Here is a 10,925-nt window from a genome sequence, read left to right as displayed (position 1 = left end):
TAGCTGGCAAGCTACCAAATCTTGGAATCTTACCACAAGACAAACCTAAAGGGCGGCCCCGCCATGAGCAAGGTATTGAGTGTGTAACAGATAACTGGCTTGAGTATTTACGTAAACTGAATCAAAAGTATGGAAACTTTTACGTTTTTTATCGGCATTGATATCTCCAAAGCCACTTTGGACTGGGCCCTTGTCGTCGCCAATAAGTTGTTATTTCACTACCAATCGTCGAACGATAAGAAAGGCATTGAAAGCTTTGTTAAACACTTAAAGCAACAATACCCAGAGGTTAGCTTTGTCAATAGCTTGTATTGCATGGAGCATACTGGAATATATAACAACCATATTATTAGCTTTCTACAAGCAAGTAAAGCGAGTATCTGGCGGGGCCGCCCGTGCGGTAGAGCATCCTATTCATATTAAAGAAAGCCTGGGAATGATTCGGGGTAAAAACGACAAAGTCGATGCCCAACGAATCGCCTTCTATGCTTACAAAAATCGGGAAGAAGTCCATCTGTGGACGCCCAAACGAGAGGTCATCCAAAAACTGGACGGTTGGCCGCTGCCATCGGTTAACGGCTACCCGCAGTCGGCTGGTCAAAGTGCGTAAAATGCTTCAATCCCCTTTGACCGATTCGGACGGGTTCATTTCTAAGAAAGAGCATAACGAGGCTAAAAAATCGTGTCAAAAGACGCTGGATGCCCTAACTAAAGACATTAAACAAATTCAGGCAGATATTGCTGCGGTCATTGCTAATGACCCTTATTTAAAAGAGCTGTATAGCTATGTGCAATCGGTTAAGGGTATTGGCCCAGCCATCGCTACAGAACTATTGATCATCACCGCACGGGCGGCCCCGCAATGAGTTTAAAGCTATCACGGACCCGAAAAAATTAGCCTGCCACGCTGGGGTGGTGCCTTTTATATACGCATCAGGCCAATATAGAGGCAAAGCTAAAACCAGTAACAAAGCCAATAAACCTCTGAAGGCTCTGCTACACAACGGGGCCATGTCGGCCATCCAGCATTCTCAGGAACTTAAAGCATATTATATGCGCAAAACGGCCGAGGGGAAGAACGAAATGTTAGTAATTAACAACGTTTGTAATAAGCTGATTCATCGCGTCTATGCCTGTGTACAGCGGAGGGAAAAATATAAAGATTTTATTCCCCCGTTGTTGCTTGAATCATAGAAATCGGTCCGAACCAAGTTTAGGCGTAGTCTTTTTTGCACGGTAGGACGCAAATACTATGCACCTTTTTACTCACCAATAGTTTAGTACAAATGGATATATAGTAAACTTTATAAAACAGTAGATTCAAGTAAATGCCATAATCTAGAGCCGATAAGTTGCATAACACCTAACACTTTAACATAGATTCTTGACCAGACAGGTGGATGATATTATTTTTTTGTTTTGTTCGTTTTATCAATATTCCACCCCTGACTCGGTTTCTTTTTATCTTGTTGTCTTTCTTTGCTTGATGGGTTATTCGCTGGCTGACCTTCTCTAAATTTTCCCCAAGATCTTTCTGCCTTATTTATCAATAGGTCACCATCTACGTGTCGAAATGCAACTTGACGAAGCCCTTTTAAAGAGGGTGGTTTTTGAGGTCCAACAACTAAAATATGATTAGTTTGGGGCTTATTCTCTTCAAAACCCTCAACGGACATAGATTCGTCTCCATCTATGATAACTGCCCTTTCTTTGTCATCCGGGAATAATAATATTTTACCCTGCTTATTTATTTTTTCGATCATATCTATCACCTCCTTATCACTCATTCCTTTTGGATATCCTGAAGGATTTTTTAGCATGTATAAAACGAAATTACACGTTTCATCATCGTCGACAAGCTCTCTTATTAATTTCTTGTCTATCTTGAAATACATCAAGTCATCAGGTGCCTTCCCAGTTTCTTTATTTCTCCATTCGGTACGAATCATACCTTGAGGTGACGTTGCTCCAATAGGTGGTTGGTGACCAGTGACAACATAGAATCCCCCTCCAAATTCTCCATTCGTACCTTTACTTAGGTCTGCTCTACCACCGTCAAAATACTCTTTTTTGAATGCCATGTGTGCAAGCTGTATGTACTTTTCATCAGGCTCGGAAAATTCTGATTCATTACCCAATTTCCATCTCTCTATAAACCCTTTTGAATCTAATTTACCCGTGTATGGCTTATTTTCTGATGAAGAACCAGTTTTTGTATAGCCACGAGCTGGCTCGAGCGTGAGTGCTTGATTTAGCTCTACTGGACTTTCAAATAATGACGTTAAATGGTCATAATTCATTATTTCATTGAGAATAATGAATTCCATTAACGCATTTTTTTCCTCTAAAGGATATTTTTCGTAGCGCGCTTTTAAGAACTTCTCAATAATATCCCTTACGATATCATCTGGTTTAGCTAAAGCAAATTCAGTCTCTTTTTCTTTTTCTCTGTTTTTCGTTACGCTAGATACACTAGGATGAGATTTTCTTGGCTCTTTCTTTTCTCCTGTTTGTTTGCCAGAAAAATTATTACCTGTTTTCCTAGGGGTTACTGTTTTCCTCGGGGCTTGCATCTCTGTATAGTCTAAGGTTGAAATCAAATTTCTTGTATTTGGTAGTTAACATTAAGTAGATTATAGTTAACAATTAGAGCATTTTATTATGTGATTTGTAGAATATTGCATTGAAAACAAAATTAATTTCAACAAACGGCGGCTATTTATTGATGCAGGCTTGCATCAATAAATAGCCCAATATTTCAATCGGGCTATTTATGTTTTCAATACAACCTGAATTGAAATTTATTCGAACAGACTCATTTCACTCGGGTCGCTAATGGCTTTCATGGCATTCATGCGCATATCCGTTTCCCCTTCTACATAGCCGGGGTTATTGAGTAAAGTGCCTTCGTCGAAGAAATGCGCCCACCCTCGTTTTAGCTGTCGGCCATGCTCATTGTGCTTATCCAACGCGAAGTCGGGTATAGCCAACTTTTGGAATGGGTGGCGAAACCAGTGCCAGATCAATGTCCAGTCAACCATGCGCGATTTCTTGGCTCGGCACAATAGCAAGACCGCATGCGTTAGAAATAACCGCTGGGGTTCGTTTTTATCCTCTTTCTTTTTGGCCTGTTCCTGATAGGAGCGGTAGAGCGCCCAAATGTTGGTAGGCATATTCGGCTCAGCCAATCCGACATCTTCAGAACTCATGATACGCAATCGCTTCCAGACGTATTCGCCATAATTGCTGTCATACAACTCCACGACCCAAAACATGGCCTGATCTTCCAGACCCCGCCTGATGCACTTCTGAAACGCACTACTACACTCAAAAAAATCATATCCCTTCTTGGTCCGTAAATCGTATTTGCTCATGCCTCGATGATAATTTTATTGTTCTCAATGGTTACCCGTACGGTCTGCCCGATTTCAAACCCGGCCTGGCTCATCCACTGGCCGGCTAAATTGAGGGATGGGGTAAAGATCAATTGGCGCATTACATTCTTGCGGGCCATGTAGCCCAGCTTTCTACTTTTCACGTACATTTGTACTGTCTGATTAAGAGTTGAACATCCTTGCTTAAGACAGAAGCCGGTAGCTACAACTACCGGCTTCATCCTTCGGTCCGGCGTCCCGGCTAAAAGAGGCTCACCTGAGCCACATTGATTTGTTTCCTGCGCAGGCCGGTTCTAATTGTCATCCAGGCATCGCGCACGCATTCGCCAAAGAATATCCAAAGCCCCTTTTTCCAGAGTCGGTGCGCTTACTTTATCACCATTTTTAATAGATTTTTCTTCTTAGTCATTCTCGGATTCTCGAACTTTTGGCGCTTGCGAATGTACATTACAGGGGTAGTTGAAGGGTTAGAGAAACACGGGTTACCTGGTAGCCAGGGTACTCAATAGCGAAGAATAAACGGGCGGCTTCTTCGCTCACTTCCTGGATGAGTACGCAGCCTATTCCCCAGACTGCTTTGGGCTCGTCAAAAAATAATTTGTAAATGAACATCTTGCTTGAAATCAGGGGTTATTCTGCTGACTACTCTGTAATATTCTCCCGGCAGAACGGATAGACAATGCGACGGTCTTTATAAATTTTGATCATACATCGAGGCTTAAAATAGGCTCATTTGGCCCACCTGAGCCGCTTTTGCCATGCGGGGTGTAGGAGGTGGCAAATCCGGCTCTGTCTTCTTTTTCTCCACCCATTCAGCCTTTTGGGTCTGCCATAGTTGCCAGCTGTGACATTCCTCTTTTCCAGTCATTGGCTCAATCGTCGGCATTCCAGTTTTATTCAATCGGCGATTGATGTGATAGCCAAAACGCCAGTCATCAGGTAGCAGGGAGTTCATACAAACAGCCTGGCCAACGGATCCGTGAAGACACATATTGACGGCGGTCATTTTGGCGCAGATAGCATCCAGATCGGCCCCAAATTGATAGTTGCCCGGAGCGTGAGCGTGAAAGGATATCAGCATCTAACCAGAGCCACTGCATGGGTCATTCACCAGCTGCCCTTTACCGATCAGATGATCATCGGCTCCCTGTATCGCACTCATGAAATCGACCACGCAGGCAGGGGTAAAATACTGGCCCAATATCTGGCGTTTGCCCTGGCCGGCCAGCACTTCATAAAATGTGCCTAAGGCGTCATACCAGCGGCCCATCGCATGGTCGGAGTCGCCAACAATCATTTGGCTCTGGAGCCTAATCAGTTCGTGGGTCATGCGCATGAACCAATCCAGATCGCCATGTTTCTTTTTGAGTTCTTCATAGATGCCCTGGCGCACCGGCATGAACGATTCGACCAGAAAGTCTACCCAATCGCGGAGTGAGTCCGCGTAATCCCATCGGCCCGTCGTACGGTTGTAGTCTTTTTCGGAAAATAGCTTGTTGAGTGGGCGCAGCTCGTGCGGCACGTCGGTTGATTTCGGCATGGCATTTAAAAAGAAAAACCCCGCCGATCGGCGGGGTCAGGTGATTAAAAAGGGACAGCAATCTGTTCGGTTTCCGTTTCTTCGATTAAGGCGGTCAAACTCTCGGCGTATCGTTTGTTAAGCTTAAAACCGAACAGGTCGAACCCGCGACCTTCTATTTCATCCAGTTGTCTTCTGTAAACTGTGCGGTATTTGCCGGGCTTCCAGGTGCGTACATAGTTAACCAGATCATTGACGGTAACTTCACCATTGTACTGCTCGCTGATCTCCATTGCCTGAACATCCAAGTTGGTGCCTTCCTTATGAAACCAACTGTTGGCCACGTCGCCCAACCAGTTGACATCGCCCCAACGTTCAAAATCAGCTTTTGGGAATGGACGCAGCCAATCATTGGTCGCGCCATCTTGCTGTAGTCGTTGCGATCTTCGCCCAGTAGAGCTAAGTAAATCGTGGCCAGTTCGAGCGGGTGTACATTGGTGGAGCGCAGGAGGTCATTCACCTCATGACTTTCGAAGAATTCGGGAATGACGGTGGGGGGAATAAACTGCATCGCAAACCGCAGCATTTGCTGATGTTTGTGGCTGGTGTCAATCTTGTGGCCTACGCTGGTTGAGAAGCGAGAGTACTCATCTTCAGTAGCATCAGCATTGCGAACGAAATAAGAGGTTTTACTAGACATTGGTTAACAGAGTGATTAAGTGTTGAACTCTGTAAACTTCTCCCGGCAAGACGGATAGACAACGCGTCAAACGGTATATATTTTGTTCATACGACGGAAATAAAAAACGCTCTCACTAGGCAGCAAGAGCGTTTTTTATTCGACAGGGCGAATCCTCAATTAAGGTCGATATAACTCATTCTTGAGCAATTTCAGGTTATTCAGTTCGTGAATGATCACTACATTCTGACGAGGCACAATCTCCCGATCAATCCAGTTTTGTACCCGCGCTGGCTTGAAATCATACAGGCGGCAATAGTCCGCGATCGTTACCCAATCACCAAAAACATATTCTTTGCCTTCGTACGTGACCATACCTTTCTGGCTAAGGAGCAAGTCTGCCTTTTCAACCAACGCATCAAGTGTCTGCAGTGTCTCTTTGATTTGGGGCTGTAAATGGCTTTTCATAAACTGGCGTACTTCGTCCCGTTCATGGGTCGATAATGTTTCTAGTAATGTCTGGTATTCCGCCAATATAGCTGAACGCTCCTCTCGTGAGGTCGCACCCTGGTATTGCTTCAGAAAGTGTTTTGCCTGTTCCATATAATTATTTCGGGGGTGGTTTGCTCACCTCCGGTTTAAAGTTCTTTTAGTCGTTGGTCAATCTTTTTAAGCGTATCCCGGTAGTTGGCCGCCTTTATTAGTAAGAACTTATACTCGTCATCGCGGGGGTCGCTCAAAATGATTAAATCGCCTAGTTGCTCAAGCTGACTTTCCATGTTTTGCTTGAGGTCAAGTAGCATTGTCTTCTCATCCATATGGTCTTGTGTGATGAGGTAAATATAACTATTTGTGAAGTAATTACACAAATAGTTATTACAACAAAAAGCCCCCGAACCGGATTGTTCGGGGGCTACGATGATCAGCGGTGGGGCTGTCTCTATCCCACATTGTCAGCCGTTTTGATATATAATGCTTTTCCACTTGCCCAAGGTGGCCGCGTAAGGCGAAATAGTCTATACTATATTTTTTACAAAACTGATTCCATACGAAGTTCGCTCAACATCCGAACCGTCTTTATTCAACTCTGCGACTATCATCCGAGCATATTGCTCAGCTAAACCTTGAGTTAATTTATCCAGCATCGTCTGATCGACTTCAATAGTAAACTTCAGTATTAATTCTACCTCGTTAGTGTCCATAATCAAAACGGCAGTTTAAGGGTTTTTTTTAAATAAATAGTGTGGATTTTTGCCCCCAAATCACTACTGATCCGTTAGACCAATAATAGATTAGTTCCTCAGAAGTATTTGGCACTTTTATCGTAAATCCTATCTCTTCGAAACCTGATTCGTTTTCCAGATCGCAATGTTTTATTGATAATGTACTAACCATATGCTCAATTGAACTTTCGAAATCCTCTCCTGAATAGGTTAATTTCACTCTATCATTAATAAATAGTACGTCAAAGGGCTCCCCGTTATAACTATGGCCTTTCTCAATTGAAATCAAGTACTCTAGATTATTTTCATCAATACAGATGCACCTTTCTGAATTTACATCAATTGCTTTCATATTCTGGTTTAAAACGGCAGTTTAAGCGTTTTCTGAAACGGGTGGCGTGGGTTCTTGCTTTTCTTGCCCGTAATCACATCCGACCCGAATACGCCTTGAAGATAGGCAAAATCCTTTTCTTCCGCATCAATGCTGCGATGCTCAGCCTGACCACCTCTGGCCACAAACGTATCGACCTGGTTAAAGTAAAGCCGCATATCTAAATACGCCATCCGGTGCTTGTAGGCATTTAGGGCTGATATCCAGTAATGGCAGTTACATTTTATGGCCGTGTCCCACCACAGGCCAGAGCCAGCGAGTAGCCCGAATGCACAGCCATTGACCAAGCCACTCAGCTGCACCGGCTTCATGGGGTTGTACGCCACCGGGTTCGGTGTGTCTGCAAAACCAAATAAGTAAACACCCATCTGCCGGGCCATGTCTGCGGTATGCTGAATCAACTCATACACCTCTTTGGGGTTCATCATGATCGGCTCGCCCGGAGCGGTGTAGGTACGCCTTACAGCGCTTATATCATCGTCGATCATAAACACGCTACCAAAGTGCTTATATATCCAGTTGCGTTTGGCCTGGAGCCTGACAACGCTATCAGGATGGGTAACCACTTCGTCAGCCGGGTTGCATTTGCGGTAAATATCGCCCTGGCTGTCGGGTACACAGATGATCGCATTATTGACTACCGACGTGGTGCGGATGCTGGTCCACCGCTTATGGCTGGGTATGACTAGTTTTATTTCTTCCACAGGTCGATAAATCTAGTACCTGTACGGCGCTCCACTTTACTGAGTCGGCAAATGATTGAGCGCTGGCCTTTTCCTGGAGCAGCGTGGCCCGTTCATCCTGGCAGGCCTTAAGATCTCCCTGGCCGGTTAAAGTGCTAATGAGCCAAGTTACTGATATACCGATGGCCACGGCCACCAGCTCCCAAATGAAGCGGCTGGAATTACCCTTTATAAATTCCCAAATGGTACTAAAAACCTGTTTCATGTCTCAAAAATGAGCCCCGAAACAGGTTTCCAAAAGGGCATGAGTGATTTTGGACGAAAACTAAATTTTTACGAAAATTTGTTTTCTAGAAGCAATAAGTTATTGGGTAGATACTCTTGGCAATGATCCGCATTTTCCAGTAATAGAACAAGTTTAGAAGTTTTCCAATTTATACGATAAAAGGAAGAATCCATTACCATTTGAAATATTATTATATCTCAATAAAGTCATTAACTGGCCATTGCCCAACTGTTATACTATCCCATTTTTCAAAATAGTCTAACGATTCGTTAATAACTTCTATAAGAGATATTATGAATTTAAATTACTCCTCTTTATTGGTTGGATTTTTATCAATTTTAAATTCGCCATTTATAGAAAATATTTCATACGTATTGATAGCAGGCTGCTACCTTTGTGGGGTAGTCCGGTAATAATCGAAGACTTTGAGAGTGTGGTTTCAAACCCTCGCTCTCTGCATTTGACGTCAGCAAATTAATTTGCTGACGTTTTTTTTTAGGGGTGTCCGAGTGGTTGAAGGAACACACCTCAACCGACTAGCAATAAACAATACATTTTGCAGATAGTTTGACATATCGGAAATAGTCGATATCTTTGTGGCATGAACCAGGTAGACGTCTTCAAAGCTTTATCGAATAAGACCAGACTACAAATTCTGAGCTGGCTCAAAGAACCAGAAATCCATTTTCCGTTGCAGGATTTTTGCGAAGCAAAGGGAGTAGGGGTGTGTGTAGGCCATATTCAGGCTAAATGTGGTCTCAATCAATCGACTGTATCAGAGTATTTATCGCTCCTACAGCGGGCGGGCTTAGTCACGGCTACCCGCGTTGGTCAATGGACGTTTTATAAACGTAACGAAGACGGCTTTACCACCTTGACACAAATTATCCAACATGAAATATAAGTTGACCGGAAACAAATCCCTTTTTTTATCTCTTTAAATATATCGGAATTTCCCGATTTTTCAATATTAGTTTAGTTAAGAAAAAAGCAGCAAAACAGCGTATCATTTATCATGGAAGAAAATCCTTTATTTCGGCCCTTTGAGCTGAAATCTCTGAAGTTAAAAAACCGAATTGTGATGGCTCCTATGACCCGTTCCTTTTCACCCGATGGTGTGCCCGGTACTAACGTAGCGGAATACTACAGTAAAAGAGCCGCTGCCGAAGTAGGATTAATTCTTTCGGAGGGCACGGTTATCGACCGCCCATCGTCGTCCAACGACCCTAATATTCCCCATTTTTATGGCCAAACGGCTCTGGCTGGCTGGCAAACTGTAATTAATGATGTTCATCAGGCAGGTGGTCAAATGGGACCGCAGATCTGGCATATGGGTGTGATGGGCAATCACCAGTCGGGCTGGCTGCCACCAACTCCTTTTGAAGGACCTTCTGGCTTGCTTAATCCCGATACCACCAACGGACGAACGATGACGGAATCGGACATTGCCGACTCCATTGCAGCCTATGGTCGGGCGGCTGCCGATGCCAAACGCCTTGGGTTCGATTGTGTAGAAATTCACGGGGCTCATGGCTATTTGATTGATCAGTTCTTTTGGGAAGGAACCAATCAGCGGACGGATCAATACGGAGGAAAAACGGTGGCTGAGCGTAATCGATATGCCATCGAAGTTATAGAGGAAGTGAGACGACAAGTGGGCGACGATTTTGCCGTTATACTTCGATTGTCGCAATTCAAACCACAGGATTATACCGCTAAACTAGCCAAGAACCCCCAGGAGATGGAAGCCTGGCTTCAGCCGCTGGCGGATGCTGGCGTAGATATTTTTCACTGCTCGCAGCGTCGTTTCTGGGAGGCTGAATTCGACGGTTCCGATTTGAACTTTGCTGGCTGGGCTAAAAAGGTCACCGGAAAAGCGTCGATCAGTGTCGGTTCTATTGGTTTGAGTGGCGAATTTATGGCCGCTTTCCGGGGTGAAAGTTCGCAACCCAGTTCGCTGGATGAATTGCTTCGCCTAATGGATCGGGGTGATTTTGATTTGGCCGCTGTAGGAAGACCTTTATTGGCCGATCCGCATTGGGCAGAAAAGATTCGGGAGAATCGTACCGGTGAGTTAAAAGGATTTAGTAAAGAAGCCTTGTCCATATTAGTGTAAGCGTATTGGTCTAAGATTTATTCCTGAGAGTCAAGTCTCTATGAGGATTGTTTTATTAAAGAGAGGAGGCATTTGTCTCCTCTTTTTGCTGGATTCTACTTACTTGCTTCTTCAGGGCTCACCACTTAAGTGCTCACGCAAATTAGCTTGGATCATTTATGGTCTATCGTATGACCCCTGAAGGGGTCATACGATGCATACGATGGCGATCTAACTTAATGTCTGCAAAGCTAACTTCTCCCATTCGCGGAAACACTTCCTTCAGCGCGTCTGTTCTAAGTGCATACAAACCACCAATCATACGCGCTTATGTGGCAAGAACAGGATAACCAACTCACCCGCGAGTTTCAATTCGCCAATTTCAGTGAGGCTTTTGCCTTCATGACCCGCGTAGCCCTCATCGCCGAGAAGATGAATCATCACCCGTGGTGGTCGAACGTCTATAATCAGGTGACGATTAAACTTTCTACCCACGATGCGGGCAATATCGTGACTGAAAAAGACCACAAATTAGCCGCGGCTATTGATAGGCTGACGTGAGTTCATGATCAAAAAGCCTACCCATAAACATTAAGAAGCTATCTGGAAATTAGATGATTTCTAACGTTTAACCCAGTCAGTAGGATGCGGTCT

General features: G+C 44.2%; 19 protein-coding genes. 6 read left to right on the top strand and 13 right to left on the bottom strand.

The window, feature by feature from the left end:
- Window positions 1-295 precede the first annotated feature (295 nt).
- From ACFS25_RS12490 to ACFS25_RS12480, 3 genes are read left to right on the top strand one after another with little or no spacing between them, the layout of a single operon-like run.
- Window positions 296-610 (top strand): hypothetical protein, encoded by a 315-nt coding sequence (locus tag ACFS25_RS12490; protein ID WP_381500761.1) that lies wholly within the window; start codon window positions 296-298, stop codon window positions 608-610.
- Window position 611: 1 nt separating this feature from the next.
- A complete protein-coding gene (locus tag ACFS25_RS12485; protein WP_381500758.1) occupies window positions 612-866 on the top strand; it encodes a hypothetical protein in 255 nt (84 codons plus the stop codon).
- Window positions 867-876: 10 nt separating this feature from the next.
- Window positions 877-1,194, top strand: a complete 318-nt coding sequence (locus tag ACFS25_RS12480; protein WP_381500887.1) for a transposase — start codon at window positions 877-879, stop codon at window positions 1,192-1,194.
- 212 nt (window positions 1,195-1,406) lie between these two features.
- Here the strand turns inward: ACFS25_RS12480 and ACFS25_RS12475 are convergent, their stop codons facing one another.
- The 13 genes from ACFS25_RS12475 to ACFS25_RS12415 form a co-directional block, all read right to left on the bottom strand.
- Complete coding sequence (locus tag ACFS25_RS12475; protein WP_381500755.1) at window positions 1,407-2,600, bottom strand: hypothetical protein; 1,194 nt, start codon at window positions 2,598-2,600, stop codon at window positions 1,407-1,409.
- 201 nt (window positions 2,601-2,801) lie between these two features.
- Window positions 2,802-3,374, bottom strand: coding sequence for an AAA family ATPase (locus ACFS25_RS12470; RefSeq protein ID WP_381500752.1), 573 nt, complete (start codon window positions 3,372-3,374; stop codon window positions 2,802-2,804).
- Complete coding sequence (locus ACFS25_RS12465) at window positions 3,371-3,544, bottom strand: SymE family type I addiction module toxin (RefSeq protein WP_381500749.1); 174 nt, start codon at window positions 3,542-3,544, stop codon at window positions 3,371-3,373. Before ACFS25_RS12465 ends, ACFS25_RS12470 begins: the two co-directional genes overlap by 4 nt.
- 298 nt (window positions 3,545-3,842) lie before the next feature.
- On the bottom strand, window positions 3,843-4,007 hold the full coding sequence (locus ACFS25_RS12460) for a hypothetical protein (RefSeq protein WP_381500745.1): 165 nt from the start codon (window positions 4,005-4,007) through the stop codon (window positions 3,843-3,845).
- A 106-nt stretch (window positions 4,008-4,113) separates the two neighbouring features.
- Window positions 4,114-4,476 (bottom strand): hypothetical protein, encoded by a 363-nt coding sequence (locus ACFS25_RS12455; RefSeq protein WP_381500742.1) that lies wholly within the window; start codon window positions 4,474-4,476, stop codon window positions 4,114-4,116.
- Entirely contained in the window at window positions 4,477-4,935 is a 459-nt protein-coding gene (locus ACFS25_RS12450) for a DNA methyltransferase family protein (RefSeq protein WP_381500739.1), read from the bottom strand.
- Between the two features lie 44 nt (window positions 4,936-4,979).
- The gene (locus tag ACFS25_RS12445) at window positions 4,980-5,258 is read right to left on the bottom strand and encodes a hypothetical protein (RefSeq protein ID WP_381500736.1); all 279 of its coding nucleotides are present in this window, start codon (window positions 5,256-5,258) and stop codon (window positions 4,980-4,982) included.
- 515 nt (window positions 5,259-5,773) lie between these two features.
- On the bottom strand, window positions 5,774-6,196 hold the full coding sequence (locus tag ACFS25_RS12440) for a hypothetical protein (RefSeq protein ID WP_381500733.1): 423 nt from the start codon (window positions 6,194-6,196) through the stop codon (window positions 5,774-5,776).
- Between the two features lie 35 nt (window positions 6,197-6,231).
- Entirely contained in the window at window positions 6,232-6,411 is a 180-nt protein-coding gene (locus ACFS25_RS12435; protein ID WP_381500730.1) for a hypothetical protein, read from the bottom strand.
- Window positions 6,412-6,609: 198 nt separating this feature from the next.
- Window positions 6,610-6,795, bottom strand: coding sequence for a hypothetical protein (locus tag ACFS25_RS12430; RefSeq protein ID WP_381500727.1), 186 nt, complete (start codon window positions 6,793-6,795; stop codon window positions 6,610-6,612).
- 28 nt (window positions 6,796-6,823) lie between these two features.
- A complete protein-coding gene (locus tag ACFS25_RS12425) occupies window positions 6,824-7,168 on the bottom strand; it encodes a hypothetical protein (protein ID WP_381500725.1) in 345 nt (114 codons plus the stop codon).
- Window positions 7,169-7,176: 8 nt separating this feature from the next.
- Window positions 7,177-7,911, bottom strand: a complete 735-nt coding sequence (locus tag ACFS25_RS12420) for a GREB1-related protein (RefSeq protein ID WP_381500723.1) — start codon at window positions 7,909-7,911, stop codon at window positions 7,177-7,179.
- Window positions 7,877-8,155, bottom strand: a complete 279-nt coding sequence (locus tag ACFS25_RS12415; RefSeq protein ID WP_381500720.1) for a hypothetical protein — start codon at window positions 8,153-8,155, stop codon at window positions 7,877-7,879. The genes ACFS25_RS12420 and ACFS25_RS12415 overlap by 35 nt, the downstream gene beginning before the upstream one ends.
- Before the next feature lie 622 nt (window positions 8,156-8,777).
- Here ACFS25_RS12415 and ACFS25_RS12410 point away from each other — a divergent pair.
- The 3 genes from ACFS25_RS12410 (at window position 8,778) to ACFS25_RS12400 (ending at window position 10,832) form a co-directional block, all read left to right on the top strand.
- Window positions 8,778-9,080: an ArsR/SmtB family transcription factor gene (locus tag ACFS25_RS12410; RefSeq protein ID WP_381500717.1), complete on the top strand. Its 303-nt coding sequence runs from the start codon at window positions 8,778-8,780 to the stop codon at window positions 9,078-9,080.
- Window positions 9,081-9,191: 111 nt separating this feature from the next.
- A complete protein-coding gene (locus ACFS25_RS12405; RefSeq protein WP_381500714.1) occupies window positions 9,192-10,292 on the top strand; it encodes an NADH:flavin oxidoreductase in 1,101 nt (366 codons plus the stop codon).
- A gap of 309 nt (window positions 10,293-10,601) precedes the next feature.
- Entirely contained in the window at window positions 10,602-10,832 is a 231-nt protein-coding gene (locus ACFS25_RS12400; RefSeq protein WP_381500711.1) for a 4a-hydroxytetrahydrobiopterin dehydratase, read from the top strand.
- Window positions 10,833-10,925: the final 93 nt, after the last annotated feature.

This window comes from Spirosoma flavum (assembly GCF_042686045.1).
In the GTDB taxonomy this organism is placed as follows: Bacteria; Bacteroidota; Bacteroidia; order Cytophagales; family Spirosomataceae; genus Spirosoma; species Spirosoma flavum.
The sequence above is the reverse complement of the archived record's forward strand: the minus strand, read 5'-3'. Positions and strand labels throughout refer to the sequence as shown.